We start from the raw sequence: 15,669 nt of genomic DNA on the forward strand, positions 1-15,669 counted from the left end.
ACTGAACGCGGGGCCGCCGCAAGGCCGGTCCAGCTCGATTTTTGAGGAGAAGCACCATGGCCAGCATGCCGCCCGTCTACATCGTGTCTGCCACCCGCACGCCCATCGGGGCCTTCTTGGGCTCGCTCTCGTCGATGCGTGCGCCGGAGCTCGGCGCTGCCGCCATCAAAGCCGCCGTCGAGCGGGCCAAGCTTCAGCCGTCGCAGATCGGCGAAGTCTTCATGGGCAACGTGCTCCAGGCGGGCGTCGGCCAGGCGCCTGCGCGCCAAGCGCTCATCCACGCGGGCCTGCCCAACTCGGTCCCCGCCACGACCATCAACAAGGTCTGCGGTTCGGGCATGCAAGCGATCATCATGGCGGCCCGCGCCATCGCCCTTGGCGAGCGCGACCTCGTCGTCGCCGGCGGCATGGAGTCGATGTCGAACGTCCCCTACTACATGCAAGGTGCACGCACCGGCATGCGCATGGGTGACGGCAAGCTCACCGACGGCATGATCTTCGACGGCCTCTGGGACCCGTACAACAACGTCCACATGGGCAACTGCGGCGACGCCTGCGCGAAGGAGCACGGCTTCTCCCGCGAGCAACAAGACGACTTCGCCAAGGAGAGCTTCCGTCGCGCCCTCGCCGCGCAGAAGGAAGGCATGTTCGACGCGGAGATCTCCGCCGTCGCCGTGCCGCAGAAGAAGGGCGAGCCCCTGATGGTCAAGCTCGACGAGGGTCCGTCGAAGGGCGATCCGTCAAAGTTCGCGGCGCTCCGGCCAGCCTTCGCCAAAGACGGCACCGTCACGGCGGCCAACGCCTCGTCGCTCAACGACGGCGCCAGCGCCCTCGTGCTCGCGAGCGAGAAGGCCGTCAAGGAGCACAACCTCGAACCGCTCTGCCGCATCGCCGGCTGGGGCGGCGGCGCGCAAGAGCCCGTCAAATTCACCACGGCGCCCGTTCTCGCCATGAACGAGGCGATGCTCCGCACGGGCATGAAGCTCGAGCAGATGGACCTCTTCGAGATCAACGAAGCCTTCGCCGTCGTCACGATGGCCTGCGCCAAGCTCTCGAACATCGACCTCCAGAAGGTCAACGTTCGCGGCGGCGCCGTGGCGCTGGGTCACCCCATCGGAGCCACCGGCGCGCGCATGGTCACCACGCTCGCGTACGCGATGAAGGATCGCAACGCCAAGCGCGGCCTCGCCTCGCTCTGCATCGGTGGCGGCGAAGCCCTCGCCCTCGTCATCGAGCGCTGAAGAGCGCGCTCGCGCGTGAAACGGTTCTGAGCGACTCCGCGAAAACCCACTAAGAAAGCCTTTCGCGATGTCGCTCTACCCCCGCGAGCTCTTTTCCGGCGTCTCGACGCTCGCGTCTCGCACACCAACCTTGCCGCCGGCAACGCACACCAACAGCTACGCCATCGGCACCCGCGACGTGCTCTTGGTCGAGCCGGCCACCCCCTACGAAGACGAACAGCGCGCGTGGCTCGAATGGGCCCGCGCGCTTCGTTCTTCGGGCCGCGAACCGCTGGCCATCGTGCTCACGCATCACCACGCGGACCACGTGGGCGGCGCCGCTCTTTTTGCCAAGGAGCTCTCGCTGCCCATTTGGGCTCACGCGCAAACGGCCGAACAACTGCCGGACTTGCAAGTTGCCGCCAAGCTCGCCGACAAGCAGGAGATCCTTCTGCACGGTCCCACGCCGATGCGCTGGCACGTGCTCCACACGCCGGGTCATGCGGCCGGCCATGTTTGCCTCTACGAAGCGATGGATCGAACCATCCTCGTCGGCGACATGGTCGCCTCGGTGGGCACGATCCTCATCGCGCCGGGCAAAGGCGAGGGCCACATGGCCACCTACCTCGCGCAGCTCGCACGACTCGAAGGGCTCGGCGCGAGCGTTGCTCTACCGGCCCACGGCGCGCCCATCGAAGATCCCGTCGGCGTCTTCCGAAAGACCCGCGAGCACCGGCTCATGCGGGAAGGCAAAGTGCTCGCGGCCGCCACAAGCACGCCGGGCACCGCGGAAGAGCTGTTGCCGGCGGCCTACAGCGACGTCGCCGCAGAGCTATTGCCCTTCGCGCTCCTCAGCCTGCGCGCTCACCTCGAGAAGCTCGTTGACGAAGGGCGCGTCGCGTTGACGGACGACCGCTACCGCGCGACGACCTAGCGGGCTCAGCGCTACAAGATGATGATGCAGCGCGTGTCGCTCAGCGGCAGGAGCGTGTAGGTCACGTTGAGCTTCGGCAGCGGAATGCACACGTTCGTCGATGGCGACGACGCGGGCGAAACCGACTGCGCGGGGAGCGAAGCCACCACGGGCCCCGAATAGCTGCCGGTCATCAACATCGAGTTGCCAGCGAGAATGCCGAAGCTCGTGAGCCCCGCGGACGTGGCGAAGGTCCACTGCCCCGACGTAAGGGTGTTGATCGTGAGGACGTCCTCGTCGCCCGTGTTGCGGATGTAGAAGGCGTCGGAAGGCACCGGCGTTTGCAGGGGACAGCCAGGGAAGTCCACGAGCGACGTGGGCACGAGAATGCGCCCCGCGCGGACCGCGTAGTCGAGGTTGGCCCCGTGCACGGCGCGCGCGATGGCCACGGTGATCGACGGGTTGTTCGGATCGTTGGTGTTGAAGGTGATCGTGCCGGGGTCCGTTTGACCGCCGCGATCGGTACCAATGATCGGCTGACTCGCGGTGATCGTGAGCGAGCCGGTGCCGCCGGGGTCGATGGCCGCGAGGCTCGTCGGGCTCACCGTGAAAGGCCCCGTCTTCGCGATGTTCGTGATGAGCAGCTTGCCGAGGGCCGCCGCGTCGTTGCGAAGGGTGAGCGTCTGCGACGGCACGGCGCCGGCGCCGCAGGTGGCGCTGAAGGTCGTGATGCGTCCGCCGGTGCTGAAGATGGGCACGGTGCCGCTGCCGGAGAGGCCGACGGTCGCCGGTGCTGAGCCGCAGAGCGGACCGGCGACCGCGAAGGTGAGGTTCTTGGCCTGAGCCGCGGTGACCGTGGGGACGAACGACACGGTGGCGTTGGCGGAGAGGCCTCCGCCAACGGTGAGCGCCGTCGGCGAGGCAGGACTCACGGCAAAGGGAGCCGCCGTGGCCATGGCGACATTGACCGATGCGTTGCCCGTGTTGTTCACGGTGAGCGTGTGGTTGGTCGTTGTGCCGACGGTCTGTGCGCCAAACGCGGCCACGAACGTGGTTCCGAGGATGGCCCCGCGCGCCGATTGCTGGAGGTCGACGACGTGCGGCGTGTCGTTCGGTGCGTTGGTCGTCACCGTCAACGTGTCACCGTAGGCGTTCGCCGTGATGACCCGCGGCGCGGTCATGGCCTTCGGGGTCACCGTCACGTTGAGCGAGCCACCGGCCGGCACGCTGCCGGACGCGGGAGAGACCGTGAAGGGCGATGACGCGGCCTTGGTGAGCGCCGCGGTGAAGGTCACGGCGAACGCGTTGTCGTTCTGAATCGAGACGGTCTTCGCAGTGGCCGTGGTGCCGCAGTCAACGGCTCCGAAGAGGAGCGGGCCTGCGGTAACGGTGACCGGCTTGTAGACGCCTTCGCCGGAGAGCTTGATGGCCGTCGGCACGGCGCCGCAGATCGGTCCCTTCACGGTGAGGGTCGCGTCGGCCGACTTCTTTCCCTCGGACTTGGGCGCGAAGGTCGCGCTCAGCGTCTTCTTCTCGGTGGCGCCGAGGGCGATCGGTGCCGGAACGTTCGTCCACGCGAGGCCCAATTCGTCGCCCGTCGGCGGCACGAGGGTCACCTCGATGGGGACGAAGCCAGTGTTCTCGAGCTCGACGGTGACGGGGGTCGCGAGCTGCCCGACCTTCACTTCGCCAAAGGAAACGTTCTCGTCGGCGACGCGCAGCATCGCGCCCTCGGGAGTAAGCTTCAGCGGAACGCGCACCTGCGGCACGCCTGGATCGCTCTCGATGAGGAGGGCGCCCTCGAGCGCGACACGAGCAGGAGCCTCGGCCGCTAGCGCCGCGGTCAGCGTGAAGGTTGTTTCACTCCCGGGGAGCGCCACGCCGGTCTTGGGTGACACGTCAAAGGCAGCGCCCTCGACGCTGATCTTGAACGGCACGTCTTTGTCGCCGACGTTCTTGACCTTGAGGGTCTTGGCCGGCGGGGTCGTTCGACAATCGACGAAGCCCCAATCGATCGCGGCCGTGTCGAAGACGAGCTTGCCCGGCGCGAGAACACTCCCGTCGGCGCCCTCGGTCCCGGGGAGCGCGATGCTCGCGTCGGGATCATCGAGGATGGGCGGCGCCGCGTTCTTCACGCAGCCAGTGGCGGCGAGTAGCGGGGCGACCCCGAGGAGAGCCAGGAAGGTCAGCGGACGAAGGAGAGCGGGAGCGCTAAGCACGGAAGATGGACTAGCAGCTCCTGCCGACTCCGCCCGTGCTGGAATCGAGGCTTTGCGGACGGCACGCCGGCAGGCCTGAACGGTCGCTCACGGGCACGGCACGTTCCAGGCGTCAGCGGCACGTGCCTCGGCCTCGGTGCACCGCCCAAAGGCTACCGACGGCGGAAGCTCCGTATCGAGCGACGGTATGGTAACGAGCCCTCCGTCGGCCAACACCGCGCAGAATTCTTCAGGCTGACCGCCCGTAAGCGGGGCTCCGCAATACAGTCGAATGGGAAGGGCGCAGGTGCCGCTATCCGCGGCGATGCTTGCGCGCTGCTCTACGCACCCCGGAGGGCACGGGAGTTCGGTCGGCACGTCACAACTCGCCGCGGTCGCCCGATCGGGCCCCGCATCGCGCGCAGCCGCCGAGTCCGATGCCTCGGCCATGTTGCCCCCGTCAGTCGTGCCCGGCGGCACGATGAGAGGCGCACAGGCGCCGCACATCAGGCCAAGGATGGCGGGGAGGCTTCGCCTTCTCACGCACACGTCGACCCCGGATTCGGAACCGATCGCCGCTCGGGCGCCGGCACAAACCTTGTGGGGGTCGCTATCCGATAGGTCGTCGGCTCCCAAAGCATCACGGGGTCACAGCTTACTGGATTGGCCAACGGGGAGGCGATAGCGAGCTGCCAGGAGCGCGCCTCGTCGTGATAGGCCTGCGCCATGCGCCCCTGGCTCCCGTGCATGCTTCTCCTCGCCGCCCTCGCGGGCTGCAAGCCTCGCGGTCGAACCGAGACGACCGCCCCCGCGCCGGCGTCTTCGAGCGCCCTGCCGGCCACCCCGGCGACACGAACCAAAGGCGACTGCCCGCTCGCCATCGTCCCGGGGCGGTCGCTCGGTCCGGTGCACCTGGGCGATCGCGTCGATGGGCTTGCTGCGCTCTCGGGACTGCCCGTGCGAGTCACGTCGCGCGCCGGCGCAACCGAGTTCCTCGAGGTTGGGTCGCTCAAGGTGCGCGCCTGCAGCGGCGTCGTGTCGGAGATCTGGCTCGAGGACGTGAGGACGGCGCCCCCGTGCGTCGAAGTGCCCGGGTCGTTCCTTCCGGCGGTGCAACCCAGCGTCGCACGGTCCGAGTTCACGCGGCGCTTTGGCAAGTGCACCAAGCTGCCACCGCGAAAGGGCGGCTCGTTCGACGAGTGCGCCGACGGTGGCGTCCGCGTCGGCACGGGGCTCGGGAATTTCATTCAAGTTCGCGTCGCCGCCGCCGGCTCGTCGCTCGACGACACCTGCGACCCTGCTGTCGATGACGGCGGCGTGCGCGACCTCGCGCCCGACGAGCTCACGCAGGTCCTTCAGCGGACGTTGGAGCTCGACGCGCTTGTTCCCTACTGGCACCGCGAGATCCCGGGCCGCGCTCCGCTGCGAGTCGCGCGCACCGACGCGAACCGCGCCGTCACGCGCCTCACGATGTTCGGAACGCCCGTCATTTGGGTCGAACCGGAGCGCATCAAAGAGGGACGGCCGATCTTCGAGTTCACCGCCGTCGAGGCGACCGCCGCCAAGGTGACCGTGCAGTTTCGCTTCGCTGCGGAGGGCGTCGTCGGCAAGGCGGTCTTTGAGAAGCGCGGCCGGGAGTGGCTCGTGGCGGAGAAGTCCGTGGTGGAGCGCTGACGCACAGCCCGTCGAATCGACCGCGGAAGCGTTACGCGACGCTCTCGTCGGTGCTCATCTCCGGTGCGGCGGCGTACTCGGCCGACGCCTCCTGCGTGTCGGCCACACCGTTGAACGACGGGTCCTGATAGTCGTCGACGGGATTCGACGCGAACTGAAGCGGGTCGCCGTTGTCGCTTACGTTGCCGGCGCCCCCGCTCCACAGCGGCTCGCCCTCGGGCGCGACGGCCCCGGCGCCTTCGAGGCCGTTGAAGCCCGCGTCGAGACCGTTGTCGCCTCCGTTCCAACCGGCGTTGGCGAAGGCGCCGCCGAGGGGTGTCGCTTGGCCCTCATTGCCGGTGCCGCCCTCAAACTGCGCCGCGGCCGACGTGGGAACGATGCCACCGTCTTGCGGCCCCTCCACGCGGAGGTTCCCCGGCGGCGCCGTGTCGGCGGGCGGCGTGCGATCGCGCTCTGCCTCCGGACGACCAAAAGATCGAATGTCGAGGCGGTCCTGGTTGGTCTCGGCGTCTTTGATGAACTCGTCGAGCTTCTGCACCGTTCGGGGACTAAGGGGATGGCTACTCCCGTCGGGCGGACCGTCGCGTAGATCTTTGAGCCCCTGGAGCTCTTCGGGGAACGGTCCCCACAGGTTGTCCTGCGTCACCTCTTTGGGATTCAGGAACGTTTCGTTGCCCTTGAGGCGCGGCTCCTCGCCGAACGCACCAGGCAAACCATTGGCGCGGTTCCAATCGTCCCACGCCTTGAAGTCGTTGCCCTTCTGCTCGTCGGTGCGCCAGTCGCCGGGCAACTGACGACGCCCCCAATCGAGCCAGCCTTCTCCCTGCCCAATGCGAGCACCGCCGCTGGCGCTCTCAAGTGCGTCCACGTCCAAGATCCGCGTCGTGAGCGGTGCGCTTGCGCGCGGTAGCTTGCGATGAATTCGCATGACGTTACTCCGAGGGGCGCGGCCAAGGCTGCAATCGAAGTGCCACGCGAATCCGCGCGAAACTCCGCGCGATTGGATCGATGCACCGTGGCCCATGGGGCCACGGCGTGGATTTCGGACGGCTCGGCGGCGAGGTCGCACACGCGGCCTGGCAGGGATGAGCGCGCAGCGACCTCGCGCCGCGGATGCGTCTAGAGACCGACGGCAACCGGCGTGAACGATGAGCCCACCGAGGCAACGGGCTTCGCGAGCTGTCCGGCGCCGTTTTCGCCCCAGCAGAGGACTTGATCGTCGCGCGTCACGGCGCACGAGTGAAAGTCGCCCAAGGCCAGGTCGCCGACGTTGGTGAGGCCCGTGACCGGTTTCGGTGCAAACTGCACGCCCAAGTCCTTCGACGGATCATGACCCAGAAGGCCGTTGTTGTTGTTGCCCCAACACGACACGGTGTCGTCGGCGAGGAGCGCACACGAATGATAGCTGCCGAGGGCAAGCTTGCGCGCGTTCGTGATGCCGGACACGGTGGTCGGCGATGCGCTGCAAGGCGCTCCGCCGGTGCACGCGGGATCGCTGGAGGGGTCATGCCCAAGTTGACCGCCCGGGTTGGTCGTCTCGCCGTTGGAGTTGGCGCCCCAGCACGCCACTGTGCCGTCGCCCCGAATCGCGCACGCATGTTGCCCACCGACGGCGACAGAAACGACGCCCGTTAGGCCCGGCACCTGAACCGGCGTGGCGTGCGCCGTCCCGTCGAAGCCGGCGTCGGAAGCGCCGCTGCCGAGCTGCCCCAGCTGATTGCGCCCCCAACACCACACGGTCCCATCAGCCTTGCGGGCGCACACGCTGTTCGAACCGGCTCGTACTTCGACGACGGTACCTGTCATCGGCACCGGTCCTGGGCTGAAAGTCGCGCCGCCATCGCGCGCGGGTCCGAGCTCCGCATAGTTCGGTGAGCCCCAACAAGACACAGCGCCACCGGCGACCGCGCACGTGAAGTCAATGCCCGCCGCGAGGTCCGTGGCGCCGACGAGTCCGGCGACAGCCTGTGGCACGTTGCGACAAGCGACGCCGGCGCAATCTTTGGGGTCGGATGCGGGGTCGTGGCCTAGCTGCCCCGCGACGTTGCTTCCCCAACAAGAAACGCCCGCGGCGCTCAAGGCGCACGTGTGGGCATTGGCCGGCTCCAGCTGCGTGGGTGCCGTGAGGGCGCTGACGTCGACGGGAGTTCTGACGGCAGCGGCGAACGCCCCATTGCCGAGCTGCCCCTTGTCGTTGGCGCCCCAGCATTTTGCGGCCCCGCCCTTCGTGGCGCACGTCGTGAAAGCTCGTGCGAAGACGTGAACCGTCGGCTCGCGGCGAGCGGCATCGCTCAGCGCGTCGACGTTCGTTGCGCCGTCGGACGATGATGCGTCGGAGGTGCTGGATGCCTCGGCGGAAGCCGCGTCAGCGGTCCCGTTCCCTTCCGTTGAAAGCGAGTCCGAGGAACACGCGTAGAGCGCTGTGAGCCCTGCGGCGCCCCAGGCAACCATGAGAACGCGCGAACGAGCGGTCAGCATGGCGCGGATGGTAAGAGACGTGTCCGCGCAGGTGTGAGCGCTTTCTTGTGGCCGTAGACCACTTTGCTGGGCCGGCTTCCGGTCGTGGCAAGGGCGTGGCAAGGGCGGCCACGACCTGCGTTACGCTTCCCACCATGAGCGACGCGGACGCGGCGACCGATGAGTGGGAGGACGCCTTCGTGGCGGTGTCCATGGTGCTCGGTCTAGAGGAAGCGGACCTCGCGTCGGTGCTCGGGCACCCAGCGCGACTCCCGACCTCAAAGAACGCGCGCGCGCACCATCTCGCCAGTTGCCTCGCGCGGGTGGCGCGTGATCTCCAAGGAGGCGCGCCGTGACGACGATCGCGCGGGGGCGCATCCTTCGCGGCGGCGCCGCACCCAACAACGCACCGGCGGCGATCCCAACGGCAGCGCCGCGAGGGGGCGGCAACGCGACGCGCGCGGCCGACGCCGAATCGCGGCGCGGTCGCGTGCTTTCCTCGGCTGCCGCCGAGGCCCACGACGAAGCGGCGCAGATCCGCGCGAGGGCTCACGCCGAGGCCCGAACGGTCCACGAAGAAGCCGCGGGCCGCATCGCCGCGGAGCGTGCGGCCGTCGAGCGAGCCCTTCGTGCGGAGGCCGACGCTCGCCTGGCGGCTGGACTCTTGGCGCTCCGCGCGGAAGACGATCGACGCGCCGAGCGCGACGCGCAGCGACTGGCCGACACAGCCGTGGCGCTCGCGGAGCGGCTCCTGGGGGCGACGCTCGAGCTGGACCCCTCGAGGATCGGCGCCCTCGCCCGCACCGTGCTCGCCGAAGCGCGAGGCGTACGGAAGCTCATTTTCGAGGCGAATCCCCTGGACGCAGACGCGCTGCGGGCCCAGCTTGAGGGTCTGAGCCTTCCGGAAGGCACGTCGGTCGAAGCGCGCGAGGATCTGGCCCGCGGCGATCTCGTTGTACGCACCAACCTCGGAACCCTCGATGCCCGCCTCGAGCCCCAGCTCCAACGACTCGCCGAAGCGCTTGCGCGAGCCCGAAACGCCGGATGATCCGCCGCTGTCGGGCGACAGCGCGAGCTCCGGCTGGAAGCGCGCGAGCGTTCTATTTGTTCTCACCGTCCTCAGCGTCTTCGCCACGGCGTGGACCAACTCGCCGGCCCACGAACAGGCGCCGCTCGGGCGGGAGGCGCTCTCACAAGCCGCTCAGTTCACCGGCGCGCTCTTGGCGATCCTCGTAACGCACGAGTTCGGGCATTTCATCGCCGCAAAGCTCCACGGCGTGCCGGCCTCGCCGCCGTTCTTCATTCCGCTCCCCTTGTTGTCGCCCTTCGGCACCATGGGCGCCATCATTCGCATGAGCGGGCGCATTCCCTCACGTCGAGCGCTCCTCGACATCGGCGCGAGTGGTCCGCTCGCGGGCCTCGCCGTCGCCATCCCCATGTACCTTTACGGCGCGAGTCACTCGCGCTTCGTCCCGTTGGAGGGCGGAGAGGGCGTGACGCTCGGTGAATCCATCCTGCTGAAGCTCCTCGACCGTATCGCGATGGGGGCGGCGCCAGCGGGCATGCAGCTCGAGCTCGGCCCCGTCGCCTTCGCCGCGTGGGGCGGCCTCTTCGTCACGATGATCAACCTCTTGCCGGTGGGGCAACTCGACGGCGGTCACGTCGCCTATTCGCTGTTCGGGCGGAGGCAGAACGAGCTCGCGACTTTCGTGCACCGCTCACTCCTGGCCCTCTTCTTCGTGAACCTGTCCCTCTTCGTGCTGCGCGACGTGCGCGCGGGGCTCGGCCTCATGCAGCTCGGCACGCACATCTCGAACTCGATGTTTTGGCTCATGTGGTTCACGGTCTTGGCAGTCCTCGCTTCGCTGGCGACGCCCGCCGAGCCTCGTCAAGACGGTGAGCCGCGCGTGTCGAATCGGCAGCGACTCTTCGGCATCTTCGGCCTCGTCGCCCTCTCGTCTTACGGCGCGCATCGCCGCGCCGAGGGGCTCTTCTGGGTCGCGTGGTTCGTAGGCCTGGGTCTCTTGCTCGCCATGGAGCGACGCGGCGGCTCGCTCCGGAGCGCCCGGCCTACGGAGCCGGGCCTCTTCGACCATCCCGAGACGGTTGATGCGACGACCGAGCTCGGCGCAGGTCGCAAGGCCGTTGCCGTCGTCACGTTGCTCTTCTTCGTGCTCCTCTTCATGCCGACGCCGATTGTGATGTGAGCCATGATGACGCCTGCCCCCATTGCCGCGCGAGCGGCGACGCGCCCTCTCGCGCTGCTCTTCGTAGCCCTCACGCTCTTCGCGTGTGCCACCGGCACGCCCGCTGCGGTTGGCCCCACCGGTGGGACCTGCGGGAAGAGCTGCGAGCGCTCGTGCGACGAACGTTGCGCCCAGACCACCGCCACCTGCGAGTCGAATTGCGATGCGCAGTCACCGATGGAGCTCGGCAACACAGAAAAGCAAGCCTCCGCGGGTCGTAGCGCAGGAGCAGGGTGCCGTCGTGGCTGCGAAGCGCAGGAGCAAGTGTGCCTCCGCACCTGCGTCAGCGAATGCAAGCCGTGTAGTTGAGGTATCGCGAACGCGTGGCCGGGCCCGTCACGGACAGGTTGGGTCCCACGCGAGCGCGACGTCATCGACGTAAAGATCGCTGGTCGATGACGGGCACCCCATCGTGACAGCGAAGTCGAGCGTAAAGCCCTGGCCCGCGAGCGAACGCGGAAGGCAGATCGAGCCAGGGGTCTTCGTTGGCGCCGGCGCGAGTGTTTGCCCCGCGGCCAGGCTCGTCCCGTTTGCGCCAGCGATGTACGAGAACGTTGCGCGTGGCGCGCCCGGGCTCGTGGAGGTTGGCGGACGCGGTCCGCTCGCGAACATCGAGCCGGTCTCGGTCGACGAGTACACGGTCGAACAATCGACGTAGGAGCTTTTCACGTGAAGGAGGCCCGCCCCCGTCAATTTGGGGAACGTGCTGCCAAAATCCACGTTTGTCTTCTTTGAGCCGCGTACGTAGAGCACCTTGGCGCCGGCCTTGGCGCCCTCGAAGCCTGTGTCGAAGAGCGTGCCGGCGGCGTCGCACGACGGGTCCTCCACGACGGTGAAGTCGTCGACGAGGAACTCGGCTGCGCTGGCCTGCGCGCAGTCGGTGCCCCGCGCCGGCATGGAGACGTCGAGGGCCCGAATCGTTCCGCGAGCCCACTCGGGGAGGCAAACGTTCACGCGCTCGAAGGCACCGGTGCCCACGAGGCGCCCGAAGGGAAGACTCGGAATCGTCGGCGGGCCGCCCGACTGAAAGCGACCTCCGCTGAGACCAAGGTCGGCGTAGACACCCGCCGTGCCTTGGTAGGAGACCGCCAGGGCCGGTCGCGCCATCGACAAGGGAACGTGCATCTTACCCGTAAGTCGAGGGACCGGACACGGGTCGTCGGCCGCGAGGCGGCCAGAGATACCCGCGAGGCCGGCGGTGGTCGTGCCCGCGCCACCGCTCGTGAGCCACACGTTCGGCGTCTGGAAGTCGCCGCTGGCTACGGCACCGGCCACGAGGCACGAGGGATCGGGGACCACGGTCGCGCGATCGACGGACCAGCTGCCGCACTGGTTCGTGCGTCGGAATCCGACCTCGACGTCACCGCCATAGGCGGATTCACCAAGGCAGACGCGCACGGTGCTGTAACCGCTACCGGCGAGGATGACGGGGAAGGTCCGGCCTGCGACGAGCACCTCGATCGGCATGCTGGCGCCGCTGCCCTTGATGTTCAGCTCGAGGGCCACCGGCTCCGCTGCCGCGTAAGGCGGCATCGCGAAGGTCTGCTTGGCCAGGGCCGGCTTGCAGCTATTGTCGAAGACGAGCGCGCCCGGGTCGAGGCCGCCGTCGGCCGTGGGCACGACACTGACGCCGCCGTCGACGCTCGGCTCGACCTGCCACGCGAGGGGCGTGTTCTGAAAGCCCGGGTCCGCTGGACCGCCGGCAAAGACGCATGGTCCCTGCCCTCCCGCCCGCGCGTAGGCCACCACGCAGATGCAAGCGGGGGGCGTGGCGCCCGGATCGCAGGTCTCGTGAGCCGCGCAAGTGAGGCCTCCACATGTGGGAGCGCAGCCGCCATCGAGCCCCGGCAGGAGGCCCGGCGCACAGCCCGAGGTGCCGGCGTCGGCGCCGCCCACGCCGGTTTCCGCGGCGACCGTTGCGTCGGCCGCGCCAGCTTCGGGGTTCGGCTCGGTCCCCCCAGTCAGGCTCCCCACGTCGAAGGGGCACCCCACCACGCCAAGGCCAGCCACAACGGCAAAGACGGCGAAGGTCCACAGGCGCACGTCCGTCATCTTTCATGGAGCGCTCTCGTGGCGCAAGCGGACTCGAGGTCACTTGCGGCGTTCGGCGAAGGATTGATGGTCCCTGCCCTCGTCCCCTTGCATGCACAGTGCAACTTCCACGCAACCCAAGGGGAGGCGGAACATGGCCCGAGAGCCGGCTGGCCCACAAGGGGCGGCACGTAGGGTGACCGGACGCTCGCCAGTCACCGTGTTGCGGCCGTTTCGGCCCCCGCGGACCAAGTTGTCCCCGGCGAGGCAGTCGTTTGCCCCGTCCGGCAGGATCGCGGCAAGGAATGGACCGTTTTCGACCGTAAACGCGTGAAACCTCTTGAGCCCTGCGATGGTACGGGGGCTGCAGGAGCTCCCCGTATCACCCCACCTCGGAGGAGCCCATGAACCGCACCCTTAAGACCAGCATCGACGCTCTCGTTTCCGGCACCCTCGCCGGCTGCGCGCTCGAGGCTGGGGCGCGGCCGCTAGAGCTCGACGATGGCCGTTTTGATCTGCGGGGCATGTTCGACTCCGACGTCCTCATCGGCTGCGCCATCGACCTTGAAGAAACCATCGCGATCGCGGCCTGAGTCGCCGACCGCGCGCGCAGCTCTCGCCTAGCGAGCCGGTTCATGAGCGCGGCATCAAGGCGTCAAGGCGGAGGCCGCTCGCGAGCCGCATGATAAAGTCACCCATGCCGTTTTCGCCGCGCAAGGCGCTCCTCGCCTTCCTCGCGTGCTGCGTGGCGCCTGGCCTCACGGCGGTCGGCTGCGGTGCACAGGCCGCCGATCGAGGCGGGCTCATGCTCATCGTGACGGAAGACGGCCCGCTGGCCCTCGACCGCCTGCGCCTCGTCGTCAAGGCGGCAGACGGCACGACGCTCCGCGAGAGCGACCTCCGCCTTCCGGAAGAGGCGAGCCTGCCGACGACGCTCGCCATCGCATCGAACGGCGATCCGACGGCGGCCGTACGCATCACCGTCGCCGGCTTTCGCGGCGGCGTTCCCTTCGACCGCCGCGACAACGTCGTCGAGCAAGTGCCAACGGATCGCGTCGGCGCGCTGACGGTCGTCCTGTCGGCACGGTGCACGAGCAAGGTCGTCGCCGACGGCAACGACGCCCGCTCGACTTGCGCCGAGGGCGAGACATGCGACCCCAAGAGCGGCTCGTGCGTGTCCGACCGCATCGACGGGCGAGCGCTGCCGACCTACGCGGCCGGTGACGAGGCGCGCGACGCCGCGGTAGGCGGCGATGACGCCACGCTCATCGATCCGGGTGATGCGTCGGGGACGCCGCGACGAGCCCCGACTCGGGCCCCACGGTGTGCGGCCCCACCGAGAAGCGGTGCGGCGCGGCGTGCGTGAGCCGTCTCGACCCCGCCTTCGGTTGCAGCAGCGCGACGTGCACCCCGTGCTCGCTCGACACCAACGCCGTCTTCACGTGCGACGCAACACAGGCCTGCGCGTTCTCCGCGTGCGCCGCCGGCTACAAGCCGTGCGCAGGGAAGTGCGTCGCGATCACCGATCCGACGTACGGCTGCGGCGCCACCACGTGCGATCTCGCCGCGTGCCCCGACGCGGGAAGCGGCACGCTCGTTTGCCAAGGCACGACCTGCGCGATTGGCGCTTGCGGTGCGGGCACGAAGCCATGCGGCAACTTCTGCGTCCCCACCGATCGGAACAACGGCTGCCAGGCCGCGAGCTGTGCATCGTGCACCACCAAAGAGACCTGCCAGGGAACCCCAAGCGCATGCGCGTGCGCGCCCGACCGCCTGACGCCGTGCACCGGCAAGGACTGCGGCCCCGCTACCGACACCTGCGGTGTTCCCTTCACCTGCAACGACTCATGCCCTGGCAGGGGCCTCGTTTGCGGCGGCGGCGGAGCGACCGCCAACAAGTGTGGATGCGTCGCCCAACCGCCTGAAGTGACCTGCGCGGGAAAGGCTTGCGGCCCTGCGACCGACAATTGTGGACAATCGGTCCTATGTCCCAACACGTGCGCCCCGGGCGAAGCCTGCGGGGTTGGGGGCATCAATAGCTGCGGCGCGCCCCCGAGCTGCGTTGCCGCTGGGTCGACGCAGGGCCTCACGACCTGCGGTCCCGCTGGCGATCAGAACTGCTGCGACCACGCGCTTGTGCCTGGAGGAAGTTTCTTGGGCAGTGATGACAAGTTCCTCCCGGCGACCATCAGCCCCTTCCGCCTCGACCTCTACGAAGTCACCGTGGGGCGCTTCCGAAACTTCGCAACCGCCTGGGCTGGCGGTTGGCGCCCCCAAGCCGGCGTTGGGAAGCACACGCATCTTAACGGTGGGCAAGGCGTGGTGCACGCGACCGGGGGATTCGAAGGCGGCTGGAACAGCTCTTGGGACGCGGGCATCGGCAACTTCAACACCGATTTGCTCCCTGGCTCGTCGACCTCCACATGGACGGTAAGCTCGGGCGCGGGCGATGTTCGAGCCCTCAACCGCATCACGTTTCGGGAGGCGTTCGCCTTCTGCATCTGGGACGGCGGCTTCTTGCCCACGGCCTTCGAATGGAATTTCGCCGCCACTGCAGGTTCGGAACAGCGACTCTACCCGTGGGGCTCGACGGGTCCGTCCGATGGCCAGGTCGTCTACTGCCCAGGGGGAAGCTGTGCGGGGACCAAGCCAGTCACTCCGGGCACGAAACCCGCCGGCGCCGCCGCCTGGGGACACCTGGACATGGCCGGCAACGTCGGCGAGTGGGGCCTCGGCCAGCTCACCGCGGGCGTCCCTTCTTGCATCGACTGCGTGGGACTGATTCCCGCAGACACGAACACCGGGTACCTCGGTGGCTCGTTCTTGGCCAACACCTCTCAAATCGACACGAAGACGGGCTCGTCTCTTGGCGACACGTTCCGAAGCGACCGCATCGGCGCACGGTGCGCGCGCCTTCCATGAAGCACGCG

The 15,669-nt window shown here is 68.5% G+C and carries 14 protein-coding genes; 10 read left to right on the forward strand and 4 right to left on the reverse strand.

Going from position 1 to position 15,669, the window contains the following annotated elements; translation table 11 throughout:
- The first annotated feature begins 65 nt into the window (after window positions 1-65).
- Window positions 66-1,241, forward strand: a complete 1,176-nt coding sequence (locus IPG50_27150; GenBank protein ID MBK6695853.1) for a thiolase family protein — start codon at window positions 66-68, stop codon at window positions 1,239-1,241.
- A gap of 67 nt (window positions 1,242-1,308) precedes the next feature.
- Entirely contained in the window at window positions 1,309-2,154 is an 846-nt protein-coding gene (locus IPG50_27155; protein MBK6695854.1) for an MBL fold metallo-hydrolase, read from the forward strand.
- An 11-nt stretch (window positions 2,155-2,165) separates the two neighbouring features.
- Here IPG50_27155 and IPG50_27160 read toward each other — a convergent pair whose 3' ends face one another.
- The gene (locus IPG50_27160; GenBank protein MBK6695855.1) at window positions 2,166-4,352 is read right to left on the reverse strand and encodes a choice-of-anchor D domain-containing protein; all 2,187 of its coding nucleotides are present in this window, start codon (window positions 4,350-4,352) and stop codon (window positions 2,166-2,168) included.
- A 705-nt stretch (window positions 4,353-5,057) separates the two neighbouring features.
- Here IPG50_27160 and IPG50_27165 point away from each other — a divergent pair.
- Window positions 5,058-6,005 carry a hypothetical protein gene (locus IPG50_27165; protein MBK6695856.1) on the forward strand — a complete coding sequence of 316 codons (948 nt, stop codon included), beginning with the start codon at window positions 5,058-5,060 and terminating at the stop codon, window positions 6,003-6,005.
- A gap of 31 nt (window positions 6,006-6,036) precedes the next feature.
- Here the strand turns inward: IPG50_27165 and IPG50_27170 are convergent, their stop codons facing one another.
- Both IPG50_27170 and IPG50_27175 read right to left on the reverse strand, forming a co-directional pair.
- Complete coding sequence (locus tag IPG50_27170) at window positions 6,037-6,933, reverse strand: hypothetical protein (GenBank protein ID MBK6695857.1); 897 nt, start codon at window positions 6,931-6,933, stop codon at window positions 6,037-6,039.
- 191 nt (window positions 6,934-7,124) lie between these two features.
- Complete coding sequence (locus IPG50_27175; protein MBK6695858.1) at window positions 7,125-8,483, reverse strand: hypothetical protein; 1,359 nt, start codon at window positions 8,481-8,483, stop codon at window positions 7,125-7,127.
- Between the two features lie 134 nt (window positions 8,484-8,617).
- Between IPG50_27175 and IPG50_27180 the strand changes: the two genes are divergently transcribed.
- From IPG50_27180 to IPG50_27195, 4 genes are read left to right on the forward strand one after another with little or no spacing between them, the layout of a single operon-like run.
- A complete protein-coding gene (locus IPG50_27180; GenBank protein MBK6695859.1) occupies window positions 8,618-8,818 on the forward strand; it encodes a hypothetical protein in 201 nt (66 codons plus the stop codon).
- On the forward strand, window positions 8,815-9,510 hold the full coding sequence (locus IPG50_27185) for a hypothetical protein (GenBank protein MBK6695860.1): 696 nt from the start codon (window positions 8,815-8,817) through the stop codon (window positions 9,508-9,510). The genes IPG50_27180 and IPG50_27185 overlap by 4 nt, the downstream gene beginning before the upstream one ends.
- Window positions 9,443-10,669: a site-2 protease family protein gene (locus IPG50_27190; GenBank protein ID MBK6695861.1), complete on the forward strand. Its 1,227-nt coding sequence runs from the start codon at window positions 9,443-9,445 to the stop codon at window positions 10,667-10,669. The genes IPG50_27185 and IPG50_27190 overlap by 68 nt, the downstream gene beginning before the upstream one ends.
- A 3-nt stretch (window positions 10,670-10,672) precedes the next feature.
- Window positions 10,673-11,017, forward strand: a complete 345-nt coding sequence (locus IPG50_27195) for a hypothetical protein (GenBank protein ID MBK6695862.1) — start codon at window positions 10,673-10,675, stop codon at window positions 11,015-11,017.
- A gap of 27 nt (window positions 11,018-11,044) precedes the next feature.
- Here the strand turns inward: IPG50_27195 and IPG50_27200 are convergent, their stop codons facing one another.
- On the reverse strand, window positions 11,045-12,751 hold the full coding sequence (locus IPG50_27200) for a hypothetical protein (protein ID MBK6695863.1): 1,707 nt from the start codon (window positions 12,749-12,751) through the stop codon (window positions 11,045-11,047).
- A gap of 392 nt (window positions 12,752-13,143) precedes the next feature.
- Here IPG50_27200 and IPG50_27205 point away from each other — a divergent pair, with 392 nt between their 5' ends.
- From IPG50_27205 to IPG50_27215, 3 genes are all read left to right on the forward strand, one after another.
- Window positions 13,144-13,332, forward strand: a complete 189-nt coding sequence (locus IPG50_27205) for a hypothetical protein (GenBank protein ID MBK6695864.1) — start codon at window positions 13,144-13,146, stop codon at window positions 13,330-13,332.
- Window positions 13,333-13,436: 104 nt separating this feature from the next.
- Window positions 13,437-14,105 carry a hypothetical protein gene (locus IPG50_27210; GenBank protein MBK6695865.1) on the forward strand — a complete coding sequence of 223 codons (669 nt, stop codon included), beginning with the start codon at window positions 13,437-13,439 and terminating at the stop codon, window positions 14,103-14,105.
- Complete coding sequence (locus IPG50_27215; GenBank protein MBK6695866.1) at window positions 14,102-15,661, forward strand: SUMF1/EgtB/PvdO family nonheme iron enzyme; 1,560 nt, start codon at window positions 14,102-14,104, stop codon at window positions 15,659-15,661. Before IPG50_27210 ends, IPG50_27215 begins: the two co-directional genes overlap by 4 nt.
- Window positions 15,662-15,669: the final 8 nt, after the last annotated feature.

The sequence above is a fragment of the Myxococcales bacterium genome (assembly GCA_016703425.1).
In the GTDB taxonomy this organism is placed as follows: Bacteria; Myxococcota_A; Polyangia; order Polyangiales; family Polyangiaceae; genus JADJCA01.

Excerpts from the sequence above, each read along its gene's own strand:
- IPG50_27150 (MBK6695853.1), top strand. The coding sequence starts at position 66 with ATGCCGCCCGTCTACATCGTGTCTGCCACCCGCACGCCCATCGGGGCC.
- IPG50_27155 (MBK6695854.1), top strand. The coding sequence starts at position 1,309 with ATGTCGCTCTACCCCCGCGAGCTCTTTTCCGGCGTCTCGACGCTCGCG.
- IPG50_27165 (MBK6695856.1), top strand. The coding sequence starts at position 5,058 with ATGCGCCCCTGGCTCCCGTGCATGCTTCTCCTCGCCGCCCTCGCGGGC.
- IPG50_27170 (MBK6695857.1), bottom strand. The coding sequence starts at position 6,933 with ATGCGAATTCATCGCAAGCTACCGCGCGCAAGCGCACCGCTCACGACG.
- IPG50_27175 (MBK6695858.1), bottom strand. The coding sequence starts at position 8,483 with ATGCTGACCGCTCGTTCGCGCGTTCTCATGGTTGCCTGGGGCGCCGCA.
- IPG50_27180 (MBK6695859.1), top strand. The coding sequence starts at position 8,618 with ATGAGCGACGCGGACGCGGCGACCGATGAGTGGGAGGACGCCTTCGTG.
- IPG50_27190 (MBK6695861.1), top strand. The coding sequence starts at position 9,443 with ATGCCCGCCTCGAGCCCCAGCTCCAACGACTCGCCGAAGCGCTTGCGC.
- IPG50_27195 (MBK6695862.1), top strand. The coding sequence starts at position 10,673 with ATGATGACGCCTGCCCCCATTGCCGCGCGAGCGGCGACGCGCCCTCTC.
- IPG50_27205 (MBK6695864.1), top strand. The coding sequence starts at position 13,144 with ATGAACCGCACCCTTAAGACCAGCATCGACGCTCTCGTTTCCGGCACC.
- IPG50_27210 (MBK6695865.1), top strand. The coding sequence starts at position 13,437 with ATGCCGTTTTCGCCGCGCAAGGCGCTCCTCGCCTTCCTCGCGTGCTGC.